Source organism: Polynucleobacter paludilacus (assembly GCF_018687595.1).
In the GTDB taxonomy this organism is placed as follows: Bacteria; Pseudomonadota; Gammaproteobacteria; order Burkholderiales; family Burkholderiaceae; genus Polynucleobacter; species Polynucleobacter paludilacus.
On record NZ_CP061298.1, the window covers coordinates 217,405 to 243,411 of the forward strand.

The 26,007-nt window shown below is 46.5% G+C and carries 26 protein-coding genes; 22 read left to right on the forward strand and 4 right to left on the reverse strand.

What is annotated here, in order from left to right:
* The first annotated feature begins 74 nt into the window (after positions 1-74).
* Positions 75-695 (forward strand): barstar family protein, encoded by a 621-nt coding sequence (locus AOC06_RS08800; protein WP_251365357.1) that lies wholly within the window; start codon positions 75-77, stop codon positions 693-695.
* Positions 696-699: 4 nt separating this feature from the next.
* Here AOC06_RS08800 and AOC06_RS01180 read toward each other — a convergent pair whose 3' ends face one another.
* Entirely contained in the window at positions 700-1,443 is a 744-nt protein-coding gene (locus AOC06_RS01180; RefSeq protein ID WP_215380569.1) for a 16S rRNA (uracil(1498)-N(3))-methyltransferase, read from the reverse strand.
* A gap of 43 nt (positions 1,444-1,486) precedes the next feature.
* Between AOC06_RS01180 and tkt the strand changes: the two genes are divergently transcribed.
* The gene (gene tkt / locus AOC06_RS01185) at positions 1,487-3,478 is read left to right on the forward strand and encodes a transketolase (RefSeq protein ID WP_255879981.1); all 1,992 of its coding nucleotides are present in this window, start codon (positions 1,487-1,489) and stop codon (positions 3,476-3,478) included.
* Between the two features lie 43 nt (positions 3,479-3,521).
* Positions 3,522-4,550 carry a type I glyceraldehyde-3-phosphate dehydrogenase gene (gap, locus tag AOC06_RS01190; RefSeq protein ID WP_215336928.1) on the forward strand — a complete coding sequence of 343 codons (1,029 nt, stop codon included), beginning with the start codon at positions 3,522-3,524 and terminating at the stop codon, positions 4,548-4,550.
* Between the two features lie 68 nt (positions 4,551-4,618).
* Here gap and fur read toward each other — a convergent pair whose 3' ends face one another.
* On the reverse strand, positions 4,619-5,077 hold the full coding sequence (gene fur, locus AOC06_RS01195; RefSeq protein WP_215380572.1) for a ferric iron uptake transcriptional regulator: 459 nt from the start codon (positions 5,075-5,077) through the stop codon (positions 4,619-4,621).
* Positions 5,078-5,231: 154 nt separating this feature from the next.
* Here fur and AOC06_RS01200 point away from each other — a divergent pair, with 154 nt between their 5' ends.
* The 10 genes from AOC06_RS01200 (at position 5,232) to hemL (ending at position 15,681) form a co-directional block, all read left to right on the forward strand.
* Positions 5,232-5,762 (forward strand): outer membrane protein assembly factor BamE, encoded by a 531-nt coding sequence (locus tag AOC06_RS01200; protein WP_255879983.1) that lies wholly within the window; start codon positions 5,232-5,234, stop codon positions 5,760-5,762.
* A 17-nt stretch (positions 5,763-5,779) separates the two neighbouring features.
* A complete protein-coding gene (dapB, locus tag AOC06_RS01205; RefSeq protein ID WP_215380578.1) occupies positions 5,780-6,580 on the forward strand; it encodes a 4-hydroxy-tetrahydrodipicolinate reductase in 801 nt (266 codons plus the stop codon).
* A 25-nt stretch (positions 6,581-6,605) separates the two neighbouring features.
* Positions 6,606-9,284, forward strand: a complete 2,679-nt coding sequence (gene leuS, locus AOC06_RS01210; RefSeq protein ID WP_215380581.1) for a leucine--tRNA ligase — start codon at positions 6,606-6,608, stop codon at positions 9,282-9,284.
* Positions 9,285-9,313: 29 nt separating this feature from the next.
* The gene (locus tag AOC06_RS01215; protein WP_215380584.1) at positions 9,314-9,874 is read left to right on the forward strand and encodes an LPS-assembly lipoprotein LptE; all 561 of its coding nucleotides are present in this window, start codon (positions 9,314-9,316) and stop codon (positions 9,872-9,874) included.
* Between the two features lie 18 nt (positions 9,875-9,892).
* Positions 9,893-10,951 (forward strand): DNA polymerase III subunit delta, encoded by a 1,059-nt coding sequence (holA, locus tag AOC06_RS01220; RefSeq protein ID WP_215345160.1) that lies wholly within the window; start codon positions 9,893-9,895, stop codon positions 10,949-10,951.
* A gap of 8 nt (positions 10,952-10,959) precedes the next feature.
* A complete protein-coding gene (locus AOC06_RS01225) occupies positions 10,960-12,237 on the forward strand; it encodes a glutamate-5-semialdehyde dehydrogenase (protein WP_215380587.1) in 1,278 nt (425 codons plus the stop codon).
* A gap of 15 nt (positions 12,238-12,252) precedes the next feature.
* Complete coding sequence (locus AOC06_RS01230; RefSeq protein ID WP_215380590.1) at positions 12,253-12,678, forward strand: CopD family protein; 426 nt, start codon at positions 12,253-12,255, stop codon at positions 12,676-12,678.
* A gap of 23 nt (positions 12,679-12,701) precedes the next feature.
* Positions 12,702-14,132, forward strand: a complete 1,431-nt coding sequence (locus AOC06_RS01235; RefSeq protein ID WP_215380593.1) for a THUMP domain-containing class I SAM-dependent RNA methyltransferase — start codon at positions 12,702-12,704, stop codon at positions 14,130-14,132.
* 62 nt (positions 14,133-14,194) lie between these two features.
* Positions 14,195-14,365: a rubredoxin gene (locus tag AOC06_RS01240; RefSeq protein ID WP_215380595.1), complete on the forward strand. Its 171-nt coding sequence runs from the start codon at positions 14,195-14,197 to the stop codon at positions 14,363-14,365.
* A 20-nt stretch (positions 14,366-14,385) separates the two neighbouring features.
* Positions 14,386-15,681, forward strand: a complete 1,296-nt coding sequence (hemL, locus tag AOC06_RS01245) for a glutamate-1-semialdehyde 2,1-aminomutase (RefSeq protein WP_215380597.1) — start codon at positions 14,386-14,388, stop codon at positions 15,679-15,681.
* A gap of 18 nt (positions 15,682-15,699) precedes the next feature.
* On the opposite strand, the gene AOC06_RS01250 is transcribed toward hemL, so the two are convergent.
* Complete coding sequence (locus tag AOC06_RS01250) at positions 15,700-16,539, reverse strand: symmetrical bis(5'-nucleosyl)-tetraphosphatase (protein ID WP_215380599.1); 840 nt, start codon at positions 16,537-16,539, stop codon at positions 15,700-15,702.
* A gap of 37 nt (positions 16,540-16,576) precedes the next feature.
* Positions 16,577-18,049, reverse strand: a complete 1,473-nt coding sequence (locus AOC06_RS01255) for a cryptochrome/photolyase family protein (RefSeq protein WP_215380601.1) — start codon at positions 18,047-18,049, stop codon at positions 16,577-16,579.
* 117 nt (positions 18,050-18,166) lie between these two features.
* On the opposite strand from AOC06_RS01255, the gene AOC06_RS01260 reads away from it, so the two are divergent.
* Genes AOC06_RS01260 through AOC06_RS01300 form a run of 9 tightly spaced genes read left to right on the forward strand, consistent with a single transcriptional unit; the run spans position 18,167 to position 26,005 of the window.
* A complete protein-coding gene (locus tag AOC06_RS01260) occupies positions 18,167-18,751 on the forward strand; it encodes a YqgE/AlgH family protein (RefSeq protein WP_215381660.1) in 585 nt (194 codons plus the stop codon).
* The gene (ruvX, locus tag AOC06_RS01265) at positions 18,744-19,154 is read left to right on the forward strand and encodes a Holliday junction resolvase RuvX (protein ID WP_215380602.1); all 411 of its coding nucleotides are present in this window, start codon (positions 18,744-18,746) and stop codon (positions 19,152-19,154) included. Before AOC06_RS01260 ends, ruvX begins: the two co-directional genes overlap by 8 nt.
* Positions 19,151-19,654 carry a bifunctional pyr operon transcriptional regulator/uracil phosphoribosyltransferase PyrR gene (gene pyrR / locus AOC06_RS01270; protein WP_215334857.1) on the forward strand — a complete coding sequence of 168 codons (504 nt, stop codon included), beginning with the start codon at positions 19,151-19,153 and terminating at the stop codon, positions 19,652-19,654. The genes ruvX and pyrR overlap by 4 nt, the downstream gene beginning before the upstream one ends.
* Positions 19,654-20,622 (forward strand): aspartate carbamoyltransferase catalytic subunit, encoded by a 969-nt coding sequence (locus AOC06_RS01275; protein ID WP_215345168.1) that lies wholly within the window; start codon positions 19,654-19,656, stop codon positions 20,620-20,622. The genes pyrR and AOC06_RS01275 overlap by 1 nt, the downstream gene beginning before the upstream one ends.
* A 28-nt stretch (positions 20,623-20,650) precedes the next feature.
* Complete coding sequence (locus AOC06_RS01280; RefSeq protein ID WP_215380604.1) at positions 20,651-21,973, forward strand: glycosyltransferase family protein; 1,323 nt, start codon at positions 20,651-20,653, stop codon at positions 21,971-21,973.
* 10 nt (positions 21,974-21,983) lie between these two features.
* Complete coding sequence (locus AOC06_RS01285) at positions 21,984-22,910, forward strand: DUF6492 family protein (protein WP_215380607.1); 927 nt, start codon at positions 21,984-21,986, stop codon at positions 22,908-22,910.
* 11 nt (positions 22,911-22,921) lie between these two features.
* Positions 22,922-23,713, forward strand: a complete 792-nt coding sequence (locus AOC06_RS01290) for a DUF5672 family protein (protein WP_215380610.1) — start codon at positions 22,922-22,924, stop codon at positions 23,711-23,713.
* A 9-nt stretch (positions 23,714-23,722) separates the two neighbouring features.
* On the forward strand, positions 23,723-25,066 hold the full coding sequence (locus AOC06_RS01295) for an O-antigen ligase family protein (protein ID WP_215380612.1): 1,344 nt from the start codon (positions 23,723-23,725) through the stop codon (positions 25,064-25,066).
* Positions 25,067-25,093: 27 nt separating this feature from the next.
* A complete protein-coding gene (locus AOC06_RS01300; protein WP_215313898.1) occupies positions 25,094-26,005 on the forward strand; it encodes a hypothetical protein in 912 nt (303 codons plus the stop codon).
* The last annotated feature ends 2 nt before the right edge of the window (positions 26,006-26,007 follow it).

Consider the following 26,007-nt stretch of genomic DNA (forward strand, 5'->3'; position numbering starts at 1 on the left):
ATCAATGACTTATATAATAAGCACATAATTCGGGCTTGATTTGATGACGTGATCGGGGTAACCTAGCATCCATCATGAATAATCAACCTGAAAACACCAGCTCAGCAGTCTGGGATGAACATAGTCGGGCTGAAAGTTGGGATAGCTCAGATCGTCTTGAGACCGAATCTTCAGCAGCCAACGTTTATGCCCAAGGCGGTTTATCCCGTTTGCAAAATTTTGCAGCTAACCAAGCTACCGGAAAAAAAGTGACCGCTTCGTGGCGTGCTGCTTTAGCAGTCCGCGATGCTGGACCGCCTGCAATGTTACGTAGCGTGCGCACTAATATTGTTCAGTCCATCCGCGCGTTCCGTACGCCAGATTTGGCTGAGGCCGCTAGTGAACTTGGTCAACATTTCATTTATGCAAATTGCGCAAACGCGATGACTAAGGGCGAGGTTTTAGAAGCCATTGCTAATGCGTATATGTTTACTAAACAACAGGCTAAAAATTTCGATCCATTGTTAGATTCTTTGACAACGATGGTCGATAAGGCGGGTCCTCAGCCTGGTTTCGTAGTAGTATTGGAAGGCTTGCCTTGTACTCAGAAATTTGACAAAGAAGCCCGCGAGACTTTGCTTGATGTATTCCGTGATGCTGTTGACTTCTGGTCAGAGCGTCGCATCCCATATCGAGTGTTCTACTCTTTCGCTTAAGCCTTTAGGAGCCTAGGCTCCAGACAGTATTGACGGCCGTAATCGCAACGATTCCGGCCGTTTCTGTTCTCAGAACCCGCTCTCCCAAAGAAACCTTTTGATAGCCCGCAGCCTGCGCTAGCGCTTCTTCTTCAGGTGAATGCCCTCCCTCTGGACCAATTAACAAAATGACATCTTGTGGCGGCATTTTTCTCAGCACCGAGACTATGCTAACGGTAGCGTCTGGACTCAGAAGCAGTTTTAAGGAGGTAGCAGGGCTCTGCAAAAATTCCTCAAAGTTTTGGATATGCTCCAAAGCAGCTAGGACGGTTCGATCGCATTGTTCGCAAGCCGCTTGAATGATTCCTTGCCAATGTGTCAGCCTTTTCTGGGCCCGCTCCGCATCGCTCGGACGATTTAATTTGATGACTGAACGCTCACATTGCAAGGGAATGATTTTCTGGGCACCAGTTTCAACCACTTTTTCAACGATCCAATCCATTTTGTCGCCGCCAGCCAGTGCTTGAGCCAAAGTAATGGCGTAAGGGGTTTCTCGATGGATGTCGGTCCGAATAGCGCTTAATTCAACTTCGCCCGTTTTTTTGCCCAAAGAGAGCAATTTGGCGCTGGCTACCTGGCCTTGTCCATCAAAGACGGGAAAGGTCTCTCCAGGCTCAATGCGCCTGACGCGGAGATGATGAGCCACCTCCGGATTAAGGGTAGTCGGCTTTTGGGTTTCCCATGGCCCGGGAAGATAAAATTGAGGCATTACTGAAATATAGCCAATTTATTTTCCAAGAGAGCCTTTTACGATGTCAAACCTTCAAATTCGAATGGCTAATGCCATTCGCGCTCTTTCAATGGATGCAGTTCAACAAGCAAACTCGGGGCATCCAGGTATGCCGATGGGCATGGCAGATATTGCTGTTGCCTTATGGAACGATCATTTGCAACACAATCCAACTGATCCACATTGGATGAATCGCGATCGCTTTGTTTTATCCAATGGCCATGGTTCGATGCTGCTCTACTCTTTGTTGCATCTCACCGGCTACGACTTACCAATTGGCGAGCTAAAAAATTTCCGTCAATTGCATAGCAAAACTCCCGGACATCCTGAGTATGGAATCACCCCCGGGGTGGAGACCACGACAGGTCCATTGGGTCAAGGCATCTCTAATGCGGTTGGCATGGCGCTTGCTGAAAAATTATTAGCAGAAGAATTTAATCGCCCTGGTCACGAAATCGTCAATCACTTCACCTACGTATTTTTAGGTGATGGTTGTTTGATGGAAGGTATTAGTCATGAAGTCTGTTCATTGGCAGGTACTCTCAAGTTAAATAAACTCATTGCCTTATGGGATGACAACGGTATCTCAATTGATGGCAAGGTCGTGTCTTGGTTCAATGAAGATACGCCTAAGCGTTTTGAAGCCTACGGCTGGAATGTGATTCGCAATGTGAATGGTCATGATGCTGAAGCAGTATCTGCGGCAATTGCACAGGCGAAGAAGAGCGACAAACCCTCCTTAATATGCTGTAAGACTGCGATTGGTCAGGGTGCGCCTAATATGGCTGGCAGCGATAAGGTGCATGGCTCCCCATTGGGCGCAGACGAAATTGCCGCTACCCGTGTGGCTCTCAACTGGCCTTATGCGCCCTTTGAAATTCCGCAAGATATTTATCAAGCCTGGGATTTTAAAAAGCGTGGTCAAGCGGTAGAGCATGAATGGAATAAAGATTTTCAGTCCTACAAAATAAAATATCCTGAGCTTGCTTCTGAATTGCAGCGTCGTATGCAGGGGGATTTATCAAAAGATTTTAGTAAGACAGTTAAAGAATATTTAGAGCGTTGCCAAAGCAAGGCAGAAACAATTGCGACTCGTAAGGCAAGTCAAAATGCGATCGAGGCTTTAGCTCCCGCACTTCCAGAATTCATGGGCGGCTCTGCTGATCTCACTGGATCCAACTTAACCAATTGGAGCGCTTGTAAACCCGTTCGAGCGAATCAATGGGGTAATCACATTAATTACGGTGTTCGCGAATTCGGTATGAGCGCCATCATGAATGGCATTGCTCTGCATGGTGGCTACATCCCTTTTGGTGGTACCTTTTTAACTTTCTCAGACTACAGTCGTAACGCCATCCGAATGGCAGCGTTGATGAAGTTGCGGAGTATCTTTGTTTTCACCCATGACTCTATTGGCTTGGGAGAAGACGGTCCGACACATCAATCCGTTGAGCATGTTGCCAGCTTGCGTTTAATTCCGAATCTCATGGTTTGGCGTCCTTGCGATACCTCTGAAACAGCCGTGGCTTGGGCCTCTGCAGTAGAGCGTAAGCATGGGCCAAGTGCCTTAATTTTCAGTCGGCAAAACTGCCCCTTCGTAGCTCGCAGTGCGCAGCAAATTAAAGATATTGCGCGGGGCGGCTACGTCTTGCGTGATTCCAAATCTACACCGGCTGCGGTGATCATGGCGACGGGCTCTGAAGTGGGATTGGCATTACAAACTGCAGAACGTTTAGAGGAAGAGGGTATTGCGATTCGGGTTGTCTCGATACCATCTACTACCGTATTTGATCAGCAAGATCCTGCATACAAAGCGAGCGTCTTACCGGCTGGTATACCTCGCATTGCAGTTGAGGCAGGCGTCAGTGATTTTTGGTGGAAGTATGCTTGCGCAGCAGTCCATGGTGTGGATACCTTTGGTGAGTCTGCACCTGCTACACAACTGTATGAATACTTTGGTTTAACTGTCGACCAGATTTCAAAAACAGTTCGACAAGTCATTAGTCAGCAATAAGTTCTGATTAACGAATAGATTTAAGATTAGCAAGGAAAAGAAGATGACGATTCGTGTTGCAATTAATGGTTATGGAAGAATTGGGCGCATGGTTTTACGTGCCCTTTATGAGGATCAAGCCAACGGTAAGCCAAGGCGTGATATCAAAATTGTAGCGATCAATGCGATGGGCGATATTGATATCAATGCCCATCTCACGCAATATGATTCTGCCCATGGACGCTTTCCTGGTGAGGTGAAAGTAGACGGCGATTGCATGGTGGTGAATGGTGATCGCATCAAGATGTTTTCGACCCGCAACCCATTGGAAACCCCTTGGGGCGAGTTGGGCGTTGATTTGGTGTTGGAATGCTCTGGCAAGTTCACCTCCAAAGAAAAAGCGATGGTACATATTCAGCAGGGCGCTAAGAAGGTGTTGATTTCTGCTCCAGGCGAAAAGGATGTTGATGCGACGATTGTCTATGGCGTGAATCAAAATGTATTGAAGCCAAGTGATATTGTTGTTTCAAATGCGAGTTGCACTACAAATTGCTTGGCGCCATTAGTCAAACCTTTGCTCGAAAAAATTGGTATTGAATCTGGTTTGATGACCACGATTCATGCCTTTACGAATGATCAAGTGCTCACCGATGTGTATCACAAGGATATGCGTCGAGCACGCTCTGCAGTCAGTAGCATGATTCCAACCAAGACCGGCGCTGCCAAAGCAGTAGGTTTGGTACTGCCTGCATTGGCTGGACGTTTTGATGGATTTGCGATGCGTGTCCCAGTGATCAATGTGTCAGTGGTCGATCTCACTTTTGCAGCGAGTCGTGCAACCAGTGTGGATGAAGTGAATACGATCTTGAAGGCTGCGAGTGAGGGCGAATTAAAAGGCATTTTGGGATTCAATACCTTGCCTTTGGTATCGATCGACTTCAATCATGACCCCCGTCCCAGCATTTATGACGCTTCACAGACCCGAGTTTCTGCTGACGGTAAGTTAGTGAAAGTCTTGGCTTGGTACGACAATGAATGGGGTTATTCAGTACAGATGCTCAACGCCGCCGAAGCCTTGATGGCAGTCAAATGAGTTCCATGGCTTAAAAAGGCTAAAAAGTGCCTGTTTTATGTGAAAAAGACCTCAAATTGAGGCCTTTTTTATTGTTTCTGCTTATTTCTACAGTTTCTTTTGAGGCAGTGCCCATACATTGCTAGAGCGTGCTCCTGAAGCGTGAAGCCCAGATTTTTGGCAATATCCTTTTGTCTTTTTTCAATCGCCTCATCGACGAATTCTTCTACGTGGCCGCAGTCAAGGCAAACCAGGTGATCATGGTGCTGTCCTTCATTGAGCTCATAAATTGCCCTACCATCACCTTTGCTGGACTCAAAATGGCTCCTCAGGAGCAACCCAGCTTGCTCAAACTGGGTCAGTACCCGATAAACGGTGGCTAAACCAATTTCATGGTCATCTTTTGCCAAGGCAACGTGGACATCCTCAGCACTGAAGTGGGTGCCCGCATTTTGATGGAAAAAATCCAAGATTTTCATTCTTGGACCAGTGGCTTTGAGGCCAATATCGCGTAAATCTGCAGTAGTAGGGTTTTGGTTCGTGGCCATGGCTTTGGGAGCTAAAATCAATGTCTTAATGATACGGCCAGCTATGCAAAATTGCTCTCAACTTTTTAGTCGTTTTTTAAAACCCTCTGCCGAAGGTTTTTATGCACCTTTACGTCTAATTGGCTTTCTTGGGCTTTTGCTGGGAGTGCTTGGCATGAGTGCTTGCTCTACCGCGGTAGATGACACTCAGCGTGTTTGGGCTAATAAGATTTTTCAACCCTATGTTCCTGACGTGGTTCAGGGAAACTTTATATCCAGCGAACAGTACTCCAAGTTGGAATTAGGGATGTCCCGTGAACAGGTTCGCCAAATCATGGGAACCCCTTTGCTTGCAGACTACTTTCACGCCAACCGTTGGGACTACGTGTTTGAATTTAAGCGTGATGGTCAGAAGATCGCAAAAGATCGTCGTGTCACGATATTTTTTGATGGAAACAAGGTCGTGAAATTTGATGGCGACGCACTGCCAACTGAGGTGGAATTGGTGGCTGAGATTGATGGTTACTCTAAAGTCAAACGCAGCTTTTGGCAAAGAATTACAGGTACTGGCAAAGGTCCAGTGACCCCTCCTTTGCAACAGCCTGAATTATTAGTTCCTAGCAAAACAGAAGCCGTGTCGACAAGCTCAGCCGCTCCTGCTAGCGCTACAACAACGAGCGATAACAATACAACTACCACTAAGTAGTAGACAAAGAGATGACGATGAAAATTGCAATTGCCGGCGCTACTGGTCGGATGGGAAAGATGCTCATCGAGGCAGTGCTCAACACGCCTGACGCGCAACTGGTTGGAGCCCTTGAGCATACTGGCTCTACCCAGGTCGGCGAGGATGCCGGTGCATTTTTAGGTAAGAAAACAGGAGTCACGATCACCGCAGACATCGCTGCTGCGCTGAGCGATGCGGAATACTTGATTGATTTCACCCGCCCTGAAGGAACGATGGCGCATTTGGCAGTTGCGCAAAAGACCGGTAGCAAAATGATTATTGGCACTACCGGCTTGAATATTGAGCAGCTCGATTCCCTCAAGATCGCTTCTAAAAATTTAGCAATCGTGTTTGCGCCCAATATGAGTGTGGGCGTGAATGTCACATTTAAGTTATTGGAAGTCGCAGCAAAAATGTTGAGCGAGGGCTATGACATTGAAGTTATCGAAGCGCATCATCGCCATAAAGTGGATGCTCCGTCCGGTACCGCTTTGCGCATGGGCGAGGTGATTGCTAAGGCTCTAGGAGAGAGGCTTGATGATGTTGCGGTCTATGCTCGTGAAGGTCACACTGGTGAGCGCAAGCAGGGCAGTATTGGCTTTGCGACTATTCGGGGTGGCGATATTGTGGGGGATCACACGGTCTTATTCGCAGGCGAAGGTGAGCGAATTGAGATTAGTCACAAATCGTCCAGTCGTCAGTCTTACGCTCAAGGCTCTTTGCGGGCTGCACGTTTTCTGCAAAAACAACAAACCGGCTTATTCGATATGCAGGATGTATTGGGCTTGCGTAATTAAAACTAGAAGAAAAGAGTTGTACTGAATGAGTAAGGATTATGACTACCGCAAAATAGAAGCGGCAGCACGAGCTGACTGGGAGTCAGCACAGGTTTATCGCGTCACTGAAGATGCCAAAGACTCAACAGGAAATCTAAAGCCGAAGTACTACGCTTGTTCCATGTTGCCCTATCCTTCGGGCAAGTTGCATATGGGTCACGTGCGCAACTACACCATCAATGATGTGATGGCACGTCAGCTGCGAATGCAGGGCTATAACGTTTTGATGCCCATGGGCTGGGATGCATTTGGTATGCCTGCCGAGAATGCAGCGATTCAGAATAAAGTGCCTCCTGCAAAATGGACCTACGACAACATTGCTTATATGAAGAAGCAAATGGCTGCAATGGGTCTTGCAATTGACTGGTCTAGAGAGGTAGCTACCTGCAGTCCCGATTACTACCGCTGGAATCAGTGGCTCTTTTTAAAGATGTTAGAAAAAGGGATCGCTTATCGCAAAACTCAAGTAGTGAACTGGGATCCAATTGATCAAACGGTCTTAGCCAATGAACAAGTGATCGATGGGCGCGGCTGGCGTTCTGGTGCTTTAGTCGAGAAACGCGAAATCCCTGGCTACTACTTCAACATTACTGCTTATGCAGAATCTCTCTTGGATGGCCTGGAAGATTTAGGTTGGCCGGAGCGCGTCAAGACCATGCAGCAAAATTGGATTGGTAAAAGCAAAGGCGTTCGCTTCTCCTTTAAGCATGAGATCAAAGGACATGATGGCCAGTTCATTCAGGATGGTCGCTTGTATGTTTTCACTACTCGCCCAGATACGATTATGGGCGTCACTTTCTGTGCAGTAGCTGCCGAGCATCCATTGGCAACTAAGGCTGCCATAAGTAATCCAGAGCTGACCAGTTTTATTGAGAAATGCAAGAAGGGTAGCGTGATTGAAGCTGATCTCGCCACCCAAGAAAAAGAAGGGATGTTTACGGGCCTATTTGTGACACATCCTTTCACACATGAGCCTATTCCTGTTTGGGTGGGTAATTATGTTTTGATGTCCTATGGCGATGGTGCCGTGATGGGTGTGCCGGCACATGATGAGCGTGACTTTGCTTTTGCTCTGAAATACGAGTTGCCAATCAAGCAAGTGATCGCCCAAAAGGGTGCTTCATCCATGTTTAATGCTACGCATTGGCAGGACTGGTATGCACAGAAGGACTCAGTTGAATGCCTTAATAGCGGTCGCTACGATGGGATGTCTCATGATGAGGCCTTCAAGGCGGTTGCTGATGATTTAGCTCAGCTCGGCGTTGGAGAAATTAAAACGACTTATCGTTTGCGCGATTGGGGTATCTCTCGACAGCGTTATTGGGGCACGCCCATTCCGATTATTCACTGTGGTGATGAGCAGCACCCTGGTTGCGGTGCGGTTCCAGTGCCTGAAGCAGATCTGCCGGTAGTATTGCCAGAGGACTGCGTTCCAGACGGTAGCGGCAATCCACTCAATAAGCGTGCTGACTTCATCAATGTGAAGTGTCCCAAATGCGGTAAGCCTGCCAAGCGGGAAACTGACACTATGGATACCTTCGTTGATTCGTCTTGGTATTTCATGCGCTATGCGAACCCGGACGCAGATTCCATGGTCGACGCCCGAAATGAATACTGGATGCCGATGGATCAATACATCGGTGGTATTGAGCACGCTATTTTGCATTTACTGTATGCGCGTTTTTGGACTAAGGTCATGTTTGACTTAGGCCTCATTTCTTTTAAAGAACCTTTTCAAAATTTATTAACGCAGGGTATGGTTCTGAATGAAACCTATTACTCTGAAGACGCATCAGGCAAGAAGACTTGGCTCAATCCTTTAGATGTCGAGTTAGAGCTGGATGACAAGGGTCGTCCGCTGGGTGCCAAGTTAAAAGGAGATCCTTCAACACAAGTCATGATTGGCGGTGTTGAGAAGATGTCGAAGAGTAAAAATAATGGCGTTGATCCACAGTCACTGATTGATGAATATGGTGCGGATACCGCTCGTTTATTTACGATGTTCGCTGCGCCTCCTGAGCAGCAATTGGAATGGTCCGCTGCGGGTGTTGATGGCGCATCGCGTTTCTTACGGCGTGTTTGGCTTTATGCAAGCAGTCAAGCGCCGATCATTAGCGCATTGAGTAAGACAGATCTAGCCGTCCCCGCTAAGCTCACGGATGCAGAAAAAGAATTGCGCCGTGAGGTACATCACATTTTGAAGCAAGCAAATTTCGACTATCAACGTCGCCAATACAATACGGTGGTTTCTGCGGCCATGAAAATGCTGAACTTGCTTGAGCCATTTAAGCTGAACGAGGCATGCACCATCGGTACCCCTGTATTGGCTGAATGCATCAGTATCTTGTTGCGCATTCTTTATCCCGTTGTACCTCATATGACTCATGTTCTATGGCAGGACTTGGGATATACCCCTGCTTTTGGGCCCCTATTGGATGCACCATGGCCAGTGGTAGATGAGAGCGCCCTCATTCAGACAGAAATCAATCTCATGCTGCAAATCAACGGCAAGCTCAGGGGCGAGATTCGGGTGCCAGCAGAGGCCACTAAAGAGCAAATCGAGTCTCTAGCTTTGCAGAGCACACCAGCCATTAAAGCACTGGATGGGGCAATTCCTAAAAAAGTGATTGTGGTTCCTGGCCGCCTCGTTAATATTGTGGCTTAACAAACTTATTAAATTGAAATACCGGGCAAATGAAGAGAACCAGCAAGCCACAACTTGAAATCGCATTGCTTAGTCCCCAAAGAAGGTCTTTACTTGCTTTGTTTGGAGCCTGGCCAATCCTTTCTCTTGCAGGCTGTGGTTATCGCATGCGGGGGATGGTCGCAATCCCATATAAGGTTATTGCTATTACTGGTAATCCATCCCCACCATTGCGTGCAGATTTGCAAAGAGTGATTCTGACGGGAACGGATGCCAAGGTGGCGATCAACCCTAAGGATGCCGATCTGATTCTGGAGATTATTAACGATACTTCAGGTGAAGAAATTTTGGCTTACAACTCGAACGGCCAAGTTTCCGCCTATCGCCTGAATATTCGAGCAGGCTTTAGGGCCTACGATACAGCCGGTGGTGAAATCGTTCCCGATTCAGAAATTTATGTGACACGAGACTTGGACTTCTCGGTGTCAACCGTTTTGGCGGTGGACGCTCAAAAGCAGCAATTTCTCGGTGTCATGCGGTCTGATTTAGCAATTCAAATTTTGCGTCGCGTTGCTGCATCAGCTAAAGCCCCACAAGCTAAAAGCTTCTAGAGCATACGAATATCTCGCATGGTTAAAACGGATGCCTTTCAGGCTCATCTCAAGTCATTAACTGCAGCTAGTCATTTTTCTCCGCTATATGTTTTTAGTGGCGATGAGCCCTTATTGATGATGGAAGCAATGGATCAATTGCGCTCCAAGGCAAGACAGCTAGGGTATACCGAGCGTGAGGTGATGTTACAAGAGCGTGGTTTTGATTGGAGTGCACTACTCAATGCAGGGCAAACAATGTCCTTATTTGGTGATCGGCGCTGGATCGAATTGCGGATGCCGACAGGCAAGCCTGGTCGGGATGGCGCAGACGCACTGAAACAATTTGCTGCACAAGTCGCCTCTCAAACGAATCCAGACGGTCCAGAGACAATTGTGTGTATTGTTTTGCCTAGACTGGATATGAAGACTAAATCTTCACCATGGTTCGGTAGTCTCGACGAAGCAGGTATGGCGATTCAAATCGACTCTCTAGATCGTAGTCACTTACCCCATTGGATTGCAGGACGCCTGCAAAAACAGGGACAAACCGTTCAAAGCGGGCCTGAAGGTCAGCGCGCCCTGGAATTTATTGCGGAGCAGGTTGAAGGTAACTTGATTGCTGCCCATCAAGAAATTCAGAAACTAGGGCTTCTGTATCCTGCAGGCCAGCTATTAGAGGAGCAAATTCGTTCAGCGATTTTGAAGGTCGCTCGATACAACGTATTTGAGCTCAGCGAGGCGATGCTGGCGGGAGATCTGCCCCGGATCAATCGGATGCTGGACGGTCTCAAGGGTGAGGGTGAGCCTTTAGTGCTGATTCTCTGGAGCGTAACCGAAGAGCTTCGGCTAATATCTAAGCTAAAGGCAGCAAGTGATGCTGGTGAGTCTGTTCAGCAATTATTGCGGGCTAATCGGGTTTGGGGCAATAAAGAAAGACTCTATCTTGCCGCATTAAAGCGGGTTCAGGCTTCCCGAATACGTCAGGCTATTCAGGTCGCGGCTGGCTTAGATCGTCAGTCAAAGGGATTGCATGCTGCCGAACTTCCGGGGGATCCTTGGGATGGTTTGCGTTTAGTCGGTAATTTATTGCGTTAAGAAAATATATGAGTACTTCTATTAAGCAGATGATGCAAGAAATGGGTCAAAGAGCTCGAGTAGCATCGAGAGCAATGGCGCGTGCATCAAGCGAACAAAAAAACCAAGCCCTTACTCAGATTGCTAAGGTCATACGCGAGAACGCTGCTGAAATTATGCGCGTCAATTTGCTTGACGTTGAACAAGCAAAAGAAAATGGTCAGGATGCCGCCTTTATCGATCGTTTAACTATGACGTCCAAAACGATTGAAAGTATGGCTTTAGGGTTAGAACAAATTGTTTCGCTTGCAGATCCGATTGGTCAGTTGAGCGCAGCAAAAAAGCAGTCCTCTGGAATCGAGATCTCACAAATGCGCGTGCCATTAGGAGTGATTGGCATCATCTATGAATCGCGTCCAAATGTCACAATTGATGCTGCCGCTCTTTGTCTCAAATCTGGTAATGCGGTGATATTACGTGGCGGTTCCGAGGCACTTCACTCGAATACCCTTTTGGCAAAAATGATCCAAACCGGCTTAAGTGCCGCTGGTTTGCCTCAAGATGCTGTGCAGGTGGTCGAGACGGTAGACCGAGCTGCGGTTGGTGAAATGATCACCATGACTGCATATATCGATGTCATCGTACCTCGGGGTGGTAAGAGTTTGATTGCGCGTTTAATGTCAGAAGCGCGAGTGCCCATGATTAAGCACTTGGATGGTATTTGTCATACCTATATTGATGCTGACGCTGATTTAGCAATGGCTGTGAAGGTTTGCGATAACGCTAAAACGCAGCGCTATGCGCCATGTAATGCCATGGAAACTTTATTGGTTAATCAGAGTGTTGCTTCCCAAGTTTTGCCCACCCTTTGCAAGATTTACCAAGATAAGGGCATAGAGTTGCGTGTAGATGCCACTACCCGTAAGACGCTGGAGTCTGCAGGCTTTAAAGGCTTGGTAGATGCTCAAGAGGAAGATTGGTCAACGGAGTATCTGGCGCCTATCTTATCGATTAAAACGGTCGCAAATCTTGATGAGGCTATGAGTCATATCGAGCGTTATGGCAGCAAGCATACTGATGCCATCATTACAAATAATCAAGCTCATGCCAATCGCTTCTTGCGGGAAGTGGATAGTGCAAGCGTGATGGTCAATGCCAGTACTCGTTTTGCCGATGGCTTTGAATATGGTCTAGGTGCTGAAATCGGAATATCAAACGATAAGTTGCATGCCCGCGGCCCAGTTGGCTTAGAGGGCTTAACTTCATTGAAGTACATCGTGATGGGTCACGGTGAAATTCGCACTTAAGATTAAAGGTTAAGCATGGGTAACGGGTATCTCTGGACTAAGACGATCCATATCGTTTTGATTGCTTCCTGGTTTGCTGGGCTGTTTTATTTGCCTCGTATTTATGTCAACTTGGCTGAAGAAAAAAATACTGAAGCCTATGCACGTCTTTTAGGGATGGCAGAGCGCCTGTTTCGTTTTATGACTATCCTGGCGATTCCGGCACTTTTATGCGGTTTATTGCTATGGTTATATTTTGGAATTGGGATAGGCGATGCCTGGTTGCATGCCAAATTATTCTTTGTGATTCTGGTGATTGGCTACCACCATGCTTGCTGGAGTCTATTGCAAAAATTTCGTCAGGGACGTAACGCTCGCTCAGGCATTTGGTATCGCTGGTTTAATGAAGTGCCAGTCCTTCTCCTGCTTATCATCACTGCATTGGCAGTGATCAAACCGTAATCACTTTATAGATCGCCAGCCTCATGAGATTTTTTGTTGTTTGTCCTGGAGGCTTAGAAGCCCCACTTGCGCAAGAGTTGGCAGCGATTGCCGCGCGCCCAGATGCAAAAGCGTTAGGCAGTTGGGTCATTGATCCAACACCCACCAGCCCAACGGGCGGAGTGGGTTTGGCAGGCCCGATCTCTGCCGCAATGGCTTTAAATCTCCACTCTCGAATTGCCAGTCGGGTGCTTCTACAGCTTGCTGAGGCTCCTTATCGGCTGGAAGAGGACTTATACCGCCTTACGCATGGCTTGGCTTGGGAAGATTGGTTTACGCCACAGCAAACCTTGCGGGTTGATGTGACTGCCCATCGTTCACCGCTCAAGAGTCTCAATTTTGCGACACTCAAAGTGAAAGATGCGATTGTTGATCGATTGCGCGAGGTATCAGGTGATCGTCCTAGTATTGATACTGCCTTTCCAGATGTGCGCGTGCAGGTTCATTTGACTGCAAACCAGATGACAATTTACCTTGATACTTCTGGTGAAGCCTTGTTTAAGAGAGGCTGGCGTGATGAAAAAGGTGATGCACCGCTGAAGGAGAATTTAGCGGCAGGTATTTTGTCCATTACGGGATGGCAGCCCTCACAAACTTTATTTGATCCGATGTGCGGCAGTGGTACTTTCCTGATTGAAGCTGCGCAAATGGCCTTAGCCATTCCTCCCGGAGGCATTCGGGCTGGTTTATATGGAGAGGGCGCCAAACCCAGCAAGCTGGCTTATCGACCGCTGGTCACTTCAGAGCATGGCTTTGGTTTTGAGCGCCTCAAGCCATTTCAAGTGGATGCTGAAGTCAAGAAGTGGACTGCACTCAAAGAGTCGTCGAAAGCTGAAATGCTGGTGAAGCGCAAACAATTTCCTACTGCAGAGTCTTTGCAAATCAGTGGTAGCGATATTAATGAAAAACTGGTCGCGATGTTTAAAGGTAATTGGCAACGGGCTCAACTGCCAGATATGCCCGTTGTTCGTCAAATTGATGCGATGGCGAGCAAGCCGCCTGCAGCTGCTCAAAACCCCATCATGTTGCTGAACCCACCCTATGGCGAGCGTCTGGTGATTAAAGGTGGTAGGGGACGATCTGCTGCAGACGAGCAATCAGCAGAGCCAGAGGATCGCTTCAGTCAGAATTTAGAAACGGGTCGACAAATCGCTAAGCGCTCAAGTCGTGAATCCTTAAAACGTTTACAAGCGGAAGAGGAGCGGGATCCTCAGTTTGTGGAGTTCTTGCGCCAATTTGGTCAGCATTTAAAGGATGCTTTTGGAGGTTGGAGCGTTTTTGTTCTCACAGCCGATATGGCTTTACCAGGCCAACTCAGAATCAAAGAGTCTAAGCGCACCCCCTTATTTAATGGTCCTCTAGAATGCCGTCTCTTTAAATTTGAGATGCACGCTAAAAGAGACTCAGTTGCGTAGTGAGCCGATTTGTTGGCAATAGTGAATAATTAAGCTAAATCAAATAAAAAATGGAGTGAGTAATGGAATTTAAGACCTATATGTGCCTTATTTGCGGCTGGGTTTATGACGAAGCAGTGGGATGTCCAGAAGAAGGTATTGCCCCTGGCACGCTATGGAAAGATGTGCCAATGAACTGGACTTGCCCTGAGTGCGGAGCGCGTAAAGAAGATTTTGAAATGATGGCTATTTAAGTCTGCGACAGGAATAGATCGTGGGACAAAACGAGGTTTTATTTGAGCGTGCGCAAAAAGTCATTCCAGGAGGCGTCAACTCGCCTGTAAGGGCATTTCGACAGGTAGGTGGAGTGCCGCGTTTTGTTAGTAAGGCCAATGGCCCTTATTTTTGGGATGTAGACAACAAACGCTATATCGATCTCATTATGTCCTGGGGCCCGATGATTGCAGGACATGCCCATCCTGAAATTGTGGAGGCAGTTCAAAAAGCAGCAACCAGCAGTTTTAGCTTTGGTGCTCCTACGGAAGGCGAGATTGAATTAGCCGAACGCATCTGCAGCTTGATGCCCAGTATCGAGCAGATCCGCATGGTATCAAGCGGCACCGAAGCAACGATGAGTGCCTTGCGATTGGCGCGCGGATATACCGGACGGGATTTGATTGTGAAGTTTGAGGGTTGTTATCACGGCCATGCCGATAGCTTATTGGTTAAAGCAGGTTCTGGTTTACTTACATTTGCTGACTCTACTCAAAATGCCCCCTCTTCAGGAGGTGTCCCACAAGATGTCGTCAAACACACATTAGTCCTGCCTTATAACGATACGTCTGCCATAGAGGCCGTCTTTCAGAAGCAGGGTGATCAAATTGCTGCAGTGATTCTGGAGCCCATTGCCGGCAATATGAATTTGATTAAAGCTAAACCAGAGTTTTTAGCTGCGATCAGAAATCTCACCACCAAGCATGGCGCTGTGCTGATTTACGATGAAGTGATGACCGGATTTCGTGTGGCATTAGGCGGAGCCCAGTCACTACAAGGCATCACTCCTGACCTCACCTGCTTGGGTAAGGTGATGGGTGGTGGCATGCCGATGGCGGCCTTTGGTGGCAAGCAGGAGATCATGTCAAAGCTTGCGCCACTCGGGACTGTATACCAAGCCGGCACATTGTCTGGTAATCCAGTTGCAGTGGCAGCAGGATTAAAAACCTTAGAGATTGTGGCAAGAGAGGGCTTTTATGGGTGCCTTGCTGGGCAGACAGAAAAACTGATGTTGGGATTAAAGAAGGCCGCTGATCAAGCAGGAGTCCCTTTTGCAGTCGATAGCGTAGGCGGTATGTTTGGTTTTTACTTCACACCAACAGTACCAACTTCATTTGCTGAAGTCACTCAATCAAATATTGAAGCATTCAAGCTATTTTTTCATGCGATGCTCGATGAAGGTGTGTACTTGGCGCCTTCAGCCTATGAGGCAGGTTTTACTTCGATTACGCACGACAATGCGGTTGTGGATCAAATTATTCAAGCGGCAGAAAAATCTTTTCAGAAGATTCAGTAAGTAGCAATGCTGCGATGTTTACATCCTTAGTGGGTGATCGTAGCCAGCCACTTGAACGAGTTGGAGTTTTCGTGAACTTGTGCCAGATTCCGGAATTTCTAGAGCGCTGAGTTTTCCACCCCACACACAGCCCGTATCCAAACCAATGACATTGCCACGCTTGAGCAGTCCGAGTGTGGACCAATGCCCAAAGTAGATTAAGGCATCCTTGGTTTTTCGATTGGGGACCATAAACCAAGGCATATAGCCTTTAGGGCCAGCCTTTAAGCCTTCTTTGCTGACAAATTCCATGCGACCTGTTGAGGTACAGAAGCGTAAGCGAGTTAAGGCGTTCGTGATGACACGCAGGCGCTCATACCCACTGAGTGAATTGCTCCACTTTGTAGGAGTGTTGCCATACATATTGGCCAAGAAATCTTTATACGTTTTTTTGCGCAGCGCTTTTTCTACTTCTTGGGCATATTCAATCGTCTGATCGATGGTCCATTGAGGCAGCACACCAGCGTGTACTGCTAAGAACTTGCCTTTATTGAGCGCTAAGGGGCGATTTCGTAACCAATGAATCAATTCTTTACGATCAGGCGCCGTGAGAATTTTGTCTACGGTATCTAGACCACGGGGTTTGCGAAGTCCAGCATCAATTGCCAAGAGATGAAGATCATGATTGCCGAGAATGCATTCGACCCGACCCTTCTCTTGAAGCCGTTTAAGCAGACGCAAGCTTCCCAAAGAATCGGGACCACGATTTACCAAGTCTCCTAAGAAAATCATTTTTGATTTTTCAGGCAGCTTGCTAACCAACTTTTTGAGAGAAGGGGTGCATCCCTGGACGTCGCCCACCGCAAAGATTTTGCTCATGCCAAATTCTAAAGCGGAATCAAAAAATCATCAGGCACTATGCCGCCTTTTTAACAACGTTATAGCGAACCAGAGTCTTTTTACGAGCCTCATCATGATCGACAATCGGCATGGGGTAGTCACGCCCTAACAGCAGTCCCGCAGCCTCAAGTTCAATATGACCTGCTAGCCAGGGAGCATGAATCGATTTATTGGAGAGTTTCTCGAGCTGAGGCAGATAGCGTCGAATGAATTTACCCTCGGCATCAAACTTCTCAGATTGCGTAATCGGGTTGAAGATTCTGAAGTAGGGCTGCGCATCACAACCTGAAGAGGAGGCCCACTGCCAGCCACCATTGTTGGACGAAAACTCAAAGTCATTAAGGTGCTCAGCAAAATAAGCTTCGCCCCAGCGCCAGTCAATGCCAAGATCCTTAGTCAGAAAACTTGCTACAACCATGCGCAGACGATTATGCATGTAGCCACTTTGATTGAGTTGATGCATTGCTGCGTCCACTAAGGGATAGCCTGTTTTACCCTCGCACCAAGCCGTAAAGAGTTTCTTAGCAGTAGCACCACTTTCCCAATCAATCTTGTCATAGTCGGGCTTGAAAGCTTCTCCACTCGCAAGACGAGGGTGATTAGCCAAAATCATGAAATAAAAATCACGCCAGATAAGCTCACTTAACCAAATGGTTGCACCCATGCTCCCTGCCAACATACGACGATGGGCTTCTCTAACCAAGCCCCGAATCGAGAGCATGCCAAAGCGAAGATGTGTTGAGAGATAGCTGACACCTTTGATCGCTGGAAAATCTCGACCCATCTGATATTGATCAATGCGATGTAAAAAATCTTTTAAAAAATGTTCCCCACCTACTGCTCCGGGGGGTAAGTATGTCTCGATTCCGGTTTGAGTAAAGCCCATCGACTTCAAAGAAGGAATCCCTCGGTCAAGCTTGGCGGGGATTGAAGCAAACTGACCTTTCTTAGCAACGCAGTCATAGGGCGCCAGATCTTTTGCTTGCAAAGTTTTCAGCCAGTTATTTTTGTATGGAGTAAAGACTGAAAAAACCGTATTGGAATTGGTGAGGATTTCTTTTTTCTCAAAGATCACCTGATCTTTGAAGCTCTCAAAGGCAATACCTGATTTTGTGAGAGAGGATTGAATTTGTTCATCGCGCGCAATGGCCGTTGGCTCGTAATCATGGTTAGTAAAAACGGTTTCAACCCCAAGCGCTTTGGCAATTTCGGGAATGCTTTCACTAGGCTTATTAAATTGAACGATGAGTCCACCGCCTTGTTTGCGCAGTTCTTGATCCAGTTGCTCTATACCGTGCCATATGAAATCCACCCGACGGTCTGCTTTGAGGCCTTGCTCATTTAAGCCCTGCTTTAGGAGCGGGGAAAGAATGGTCTGATCAAAGATAAAAGCTACCCAAACCTGTTGGCTGTTCTTCAGGGCGTGATGGAGGGCTGCATTGTCATACAGGCGAAGGTCGCGGCGGAGCCATACAAGAGCTTTTTGCATAGGGAGTATCTTAGGGCTTATTGGTAAAAAGCGCTGAAACAGGGCTGATATTCTGTAAAATGGCCCCATATGACTTCGGCCAATAAAGCTACCCCAGCTTCAGACCCAGCGTCTCCGATTTCCTATTCTGCAGACCACTTAGCGAATCAGTTCTTAATCGCAATGCCGGGCATGCTGGATGCCAATTTTGCTGGTTCCGTCATTTATCTTTTTGACCACACCGAACGGGGCGCGATGGGTTTGGTGATTAATCGACCCACTGAAGTTGATTTAGCCAGTCTGTTTGACAGAATAGAGCTCAAACTTGAAATTACCCCCCTGCTAGAGCAGCCTGTTTACTTTGGTGGGCCGGTTCAGGTCGAGCGAGGCTTTGTATTGCATGAAACTGTGCCTGAATCAGCTTACCGTTCTTCTTTGGTGGTGCCGGGCGGCTTGACCATGACTACCTCTAAAGATGTTTTAGAAGATGTTGCAATCGGTAATGGGCCTAAGCGATTCTTGATGACCTTAGGTTATGCTGGCTGGAGCGCAGGTCAACTTGAAGAAGAGATCACTTTGAATGGCTGGATGAATGTCCCCGTATCTCAAGCTCAAATCAGCGACATCATTTTTGACACGCCATCGAGTCAGCGCTACGAGAGAACCATGGGGCATCTGGGTTTTGATATCTCACATCTCTCAGGTGAGGCTGGTCATGCCTAGTCCCCTTACTGTAATGGGATTTGACTATGGCACCCGCAGAATTGGGGTTGCGATCGGAAATACATTGAGTTGCACTACGCAAGCATTGGCGGTTATTGCCAAAGATCGTGATGATGCGCGTTTTGCCGCCATTGATGCTTTATTAAAAGAATGGACTCCCAATCTCTTGGTGGTCGGGCTACCAACCCACCCCGATGGAGCCGCACATGAAATGACGAGTAAAGCCCAGCGTTTTGGCAATCAGCTTGCCGGCCGGTTCAAATTGCCTGTGGAATGGGTCGATGAGCGCTATAGCTCGGTAGTTTTAGAGGGCGATTCCCAGATGCGGGACAATTTGGATGCGCACTCTGCAGCATTGCTCCTGGAGCAGTATTTTGCAGAGCACCCCTTAAACGGAAATTGAATATGACGAATGCTGAAGACTTATATGCCAAGCTACTCAAGCATTTGCGTGAGCGTAAAGCCCCCTATGAACTAGCCGGATTAGCCATGGGTGGCGCTTGGATCGCAGAGCGCTTAGCACGGGATTTGGCTTTGCCACACTACGGCGTGATTAATGTCGCCTTTCATCGCGATGACTACGCAGAGAAGGGGATGACTGCATTACGCACTGCCAGCACAATGCCTACTGATCTGCCATTTGAAGTAGCGGGCGCCCATATTATTTTGCTAGATGATGTCTTGTTGACTGGTAGAACCGTGCGTGCTGCGCTCAACGAATTATTTGATTTTGGCCGACCTGCTAGTGTTGAGCTGATGGTTTTAGCTGATCGAGGTAAGCGTGAGCTACCAGTGATGGCAGATTTTGTTGGCGAAGCAGTGAGTATTCCGGATCACCAAATTTTGGTCTTAGATAAAAATCCATCAGGACAATTTCGTTTTCAAATTGAGGAGCGTGCTTGATGAGCGAAGCAAGTAAAACCGTGAATCAATTGAATGCCGAAGGCAATTTAAGACATCTCTTAACTCTTGAGGGAATGCCAAAAGAGCAGATTATTTACATCCTGGATACCGCAAAACAATTTGTGAGCGTTACTGATCCAGCTAGAGAAGTCAAGAAGGTTCCTTTGCTGCGTGGTAAGAGTGTATTTAATCTCTTCTTTGAAAACTCGACTCGCACTCGCACCACTTTTGAGATTGCTGCCAACCGTTTATCCGCAGATGTCATCAATCTCGATATCTCGACCTCATCAACTGCAAAGGGTGAGAGTCTATTGGATACGATTGATAACTTGGTCGCAATGCAGGCTGATATATTTGTAGTGCGCCATAGTGTTTCTAAAGCCCCAATTGAGATCGCTCAACATGTGCCAGATCATGTGCATGTAGTCAATGCGGGTGATGGCAGCCATCAACATCCTACTCAGGGTTTGTTGGACATGTATACGATGCGCCACTTTAAGAAAGAATTTAAAGGCTTGAAGGTTGCCATCATTGGAGACATCGTGCATAGCCGTGTGGCTAAATCCAATATCTTTGCTTTAAGAACATTGGGTTGTGAAGATATCCACGTGATCGGCCCTGAAAGTCTGTTGCCAAAAGATTTGGATATGTTGGGTGTGAAAGTTTTCCACAATATGGAAGAGGGTTTGAAGGGTGTTGATGTTGTAATGACTTTGCGCATCCAGAAGGAGCGCATGGAAGTAGGCCAAGTGCCTGAGGGCGATGCCTTCTTTAAGCAGTATGGTTTAACGCCTACTAGATTAGCCCTTGCAAAACCGGATGCGATTGTGATGCATCCTGGCCCCATGAATCGTGGGGTGGAGATTGATTCTGCCGTTGCTGATGGACCTCAATCGGTGATTCTGAATCAAGTTACTTTTGGCATCGCAGTGCGGATGGCAGTGATGTCGATTGTGGCTGGTAACTAAACCTGTATTTAGTAAAGCTAGCCTAATCATGTCTGCAGATCAGCGCTGGCTCATTTTGTCGCATGGCTTCAATATGGATGGCCGCGCTGCGAGTCAAACCATTACTGACAAAATGCCTTATCTTTTAGAGGCGGGTATCCAGCCAATCGTTTTCAGTGCAATTACTGGTATTCAGGATCAACGCTTTCCGCATCGACAATTTCTGGCTTGGGGACCATCTGCTTTTCGCTTTGACTTCCGCCATTGGTTTGCAAATCAATATGGGCGAGGTATTGCATATAAAGTGATTACCGGCGCGATCTCCATCTGCCTGTCGCCCTTGATTGCCTTAGAAAAATTGTTCTTGGGTTACTCGAGCCAGTGGTCATGGGCGATGCCCGCTTTTTTACATGGACTCAAATTCATCAGAGCAGGCCAGATCGATTTGGTCTACAGCACCGGCGGCGCATGGTCTGCACACCTTGCTGCCTTATGGCTTAAGAAAGCAACTGGGGTGAAATGGTTGGCAGAGATTCATGATCCGATGGTTATTCGCAGCAGTCCTGAAGATATTGGCACTGCGATACCCAAGAATCGGGATGCACGATTTAGGCAATATCTAGAGCAGCAGATTATTGGATATGCAGATGAGGTTTGGTGGTTTACTGAAGGCGCTTTACATTTCGCTAAGCAGCGCAATCCCGCCTTGAATACAGCAGGACATGCGCATGGTTTTGTAGTCTTGCCTGGAGCCGAGCCACCCGGGGGTTTAAGTGCCACAAAGCCGCACGTTTATTCCAATAAACTCAATCTGTCCCACTCTGGATCTTTGGCAAGCGATCGTTCACTATCTATCATCTTGACGGCCTTGGATACTTTGTTGAAAAAATATCCTGAGGCGCGCAATGATATTCGCATTCATGCCTACGGAGCAGCTCTAGATTCACTCAGCCAGGAGGCGATTCAGAAAGGAAGCTATCAAGATATTCTGATTGCTCATGGCCGCCTTGAGAGAGATCCTCAAACCGGTAAGTCTGGGCGTGAGCGCGTAGTTGAACAAATGCAGGAAGCAGATGTTCTGATTCTTTTGCATGGAAATGATGAATGGTGCGCAGAATACATTCCCTCGAAGTTCTATGAGTATCTTTGGACAGGAAGGCCGATTTGGGGTATTACCCATCACAATCCTCAGCTTGATACTATGCTTAATGAACGTGGCGCCTATATCAGCCAAGTGGGAGATGATTCGGGAATTGCAGCAACTTTAGAGAAAATCTGGCTAGACTGGAAAAATCAGGCTTTAATAGAGCCACAGTGGCAGCCGATCGGTGTTGATCAGGCAGTTGTTAGAATACTGAATCATCAAAAATAAGCTGCTGACCATGTTCAATCTTGTTCTCTACTGCTGCACCTTCCGCAAAGATTTAAAAAGAACAGTCAAGCTGGCCGAAAGTGTTCGTAAGCACAATAAAGCGCACATCCCTTTTTATATTTCAGTGCCTGCTGAAGATGTCGATCTATTTAAGACCCATTTAGCTGGATTCAATGTTCTCATTTTTGATGAAAAAGATATCTTTAAGGCAAACCCTAAACTGGATGCTCAAAAGCTATATTCCATTCGAGGTGGATTGCGTCAGCAAGTCATTAAGTCTGAGTTTTGGCGTTTGGGAATTTCAGAGAATTATTTGGTCTTAGACTCAGACTGTATTTTTATTAGAGACTTTGACGAAATCGATTTTATTGCGCTTGGTAATACACCTTATTCTGTGATTCATGAAGGACGTGATGTTCTTCAGGCTGCTGAGCGCTTTGGCCCCAAGAAAATTCGTCAACACTTCTTAGCTGATCGTGAGCCAATTAAGCAGGCGCTGGGCCGCACTGGCGTCACATATGACTTTGGATATGCCCCCTTTTTATGGAGCAGAAAGGTTTGGGAATCTCTTGATATCAATTATTTGACACCAAATGGTATGAATTTCTTAGATGCCGTCTTGCTCTGTGGCTCAGAATTTACTTGGTACGGTGAATCCTTAATTCACTATAGGGCAATCCCCATTTTTCCTCGTGAGCAGCTGTTCAAGCATTATCACTATGAGCATCAATTGTGGGCGGATCAGATCTTAGGGTACAAAGAAAAAGTATTAGCCTATGATTATTTGGGTGTGGTTTACCAATCCAATTGGGAGAGCTGGGGAGACTTTGGTCCTTCTAATAAAAGTGTTCCATCAAGACTCTGGCGCTCAATCAAACGGCTTATTAAAAAAGCTTGGTTCAAGATAAAGCTTCTGTCTGGTTTGATAGTCCAGTAGAAAAGCTGGTAATGCTCAATTTATCCTCTGTCACTCTGCTTTGCGTTGAAACCCGAGACCCCAAGCTTGCAGAGTGGGCAATAGAGCGCTGCTTGCAAGGTGTTCAATTTGCTAAAGTTATTTTATTTACCGATCTTGAGCGCATTGACACTAGGCAGCCTGGCATTGAGTATGTTCAGGCTCCAGTGATTAACAATACGAAAGACTATTCTCTTTTTCTGCTACAGGGAATTGAACCTCATGTACAGACCAGTCACGCTTTAGTGATTCAGTGGGATAGTTTTATTATTCACCCAGATCTGTGGCGGGAGGAGTTTCTGCAATATGACTACATTGGACCAGTGTGGCCCCATCATCCACAGACCCCGGTAGGTAATGGCGGATTTTCATTGAGATCAAAGAGGTTACTGCAAGCAATAAAACTCCCAGGCTTTGTTCCTAAACATCCAGAAGACTATTGCATCGCCGCCGATAACCAAGAATTTCTCAAAAGGCATGGAATCCAAATTGCTCCTAAAGAGATTGCAGAACAGTTTGCAGTAGAGCGGACCCACTGGCATGAGGCTTTTGGTTTTCATGGCTTCTTTAACTTTGCGCGCGTACTGGATGATGTGTCTCTGAAACAATTCTTAGCAATGCTCCCGACTTCCTACCTAGGAGGCTTGGATACATATGATCTAGTTACATATCTCCTTGAACAAAATCGAATGATGCTTGCAAAGCAAATCATCGAAAATATTCCTTTCCGGTGGAAAATGAGAAAATGTTTTTTCAAAGCCAAGTTTAGGATGCTGACCCATTAGGATAAAAATATGCAGAAGATCTATTTGACTCAAAGAAATTGGGCTAGTCTGTCGGCCTTGAGCGTATTTGCTTTAATGTTTATTTGGGTATTGCCGAATACGATTGCCTTGAGACATGCCCTGCTTGGGGTAGGCGCTATTGCAGGCTTATTTTTAATTCAAGGGCATTGGCCGATATTCAATCGACTCAATCCTCGACTCATTCCGCTGTATGCCATTTTGGGCTTATTTATTTGGGTCTTGGTGCACTACTGTTTCGTTTCCTTAAATCCCAGCCTTGAACTGAGTGAAATTAAAGGCCTTTGGATGCGGACCGTGGCCGGATTCATTATGGCGATCGGTTTTGGCATTACCTTAAGCCAATTTGAGAGTCTCCGTAAGTATTTCTATCTGGGAATTTTTTCTGTTCCTGCGATTAATCTGATTGCGTATTTATACGATTGCTATTCAGTAGGTGCTTTTATTGGCCCCGAACAATTTGTACGTTTTTTCTTTGCGAAGATTGAGACTGCCTATTTTGGCGGAGTTGCCGCATCGGTCGCAGTAGCTAGTATTATTTACTTTGTTATTCATGCTAATGAAGCAAAAAGATATCAGCAAATTTTTGTATATGCATTGGGACTATTGCTGGTGTTGCTTTCTGCCACTTTATCAAATACCAAGAATGGCGTGCTGATTGCTATGCTTCTGTGCATACTATTGGTAGTAGTGATATTTTTTCATTCCTTTTTTTACACCAAGGGCAAAAATACCAAAATTCTTGGCATAGTGATTGTGGTGTTTATCTTAATCTCATCGGGATTTGTCTGGCACGCCCAAAAGCAGTTAGCAACGCGAGGCTGGAATACGGTATTCCAAGACACCCAACTTGCAATGGATATTGATAAAAATACTCAATGGCAATTTGCGGAAGGATCCCGCCCCTTGCCACTCAATTCTGCCGGACTTCCGCCTGCAGTCAATACTTACTCTAGAGTTGCCTGGGCAACTGTTGGAGTCCGTTTAATATCCCAATACCCATTGGGATATGGTTCGGTAAACCAATCTTTCAATGGATTGCAAAACTACCTGAATATTTATCATGAGCACACAGGACAGACCCATAGCGGCTGGATTGATTTTGGTTTAGGATTTGGCTTGCCAGGCCTGTTTTTGATCTTTCTTGCCATTTTTTCAATTATTGTCTTATCGCTTATGAGGCCTACTCGCTTAAATCTGATTGCAGCGACGATTTGTGTGATGTTGCTACCATTTTGTCTAACCTCTGAGATGAGCTATAAGCAGTATTTTGAATCCATGATTTTTTTCTTAGGCATGTGTGGAACTATCGTAGTCTTTAGTCGACCTCATTAATAAATTACTGAATACAGAGAAGATAAAGTGCTCCCATCTAAGCTGGCCATTTCAATTTGCTGTCACTTCAAGGAAGAACGTCTTCAGTATTTAGAAAAGATGAGTATTCAATTTGCTGGACTTGCATCTGAAGTGCTCGTGATTGTTGTTAGTAACACCAATCAGCCAGGAGACTTAAGTCAGTTCGACGCAGTGTTGCGTAATAAAGGATTCGAGTATCGCTTCTTCACCCCGGATACTTTAGGGCATCCACTGCTCCTAACTTGGGCTCATTTTCCTGTTTTTAAAGAGTTGTTGGCGGACGAGTCCTTTAGTCACTTTATGTATCTAGAAGACGATACCCTCATCACTCCCATCAATCTGGGCTACTGGATGGAGGCAAGGGAGAGCTTGAAACCATATGGCCTCATTCCCTCTTTCTTGCGGGTTGAAAATAAAGCCCATGATTCCGCTTGGTATAGCTCAGACTGCCCACATCCATTTTTTGTATATGGATTGCCTAGGGTGAAAGTCAGTAATCGTCTCGGCTTTATCAATTTTCCAGAGTTGTATCAGGGCATGTATTTGCTAGATAGAGAATTAATGCTTGAGCATTTACATGGTCAATCCTATAACCCGAATTTCGGTCGTTGGGGTATTCAAGAAAAGGCCGCACAAGGAGTCACCTTTTTAAATGTGCCCAAAGGATTTACTACCAGGAATGTCATTCCTTATGATCTCAGTAGCTATCAAATAGATGGCCGTTGTTTTATTCATCACTTGCCGAATAACTATGCTCAACCAGTGGATGGCCAGAAAATTATTAAAACAATGCCGGTTCAAAAACTATTGCGTCCTTGGCCAACTAAAGTATTTTTAAAGCCTAAAAATTTAAGAAAAATTCTTAAAGAATTTATCAAGCTTGAGTCAATTGCGGCATCTCGTACCAATAAGCATTGATA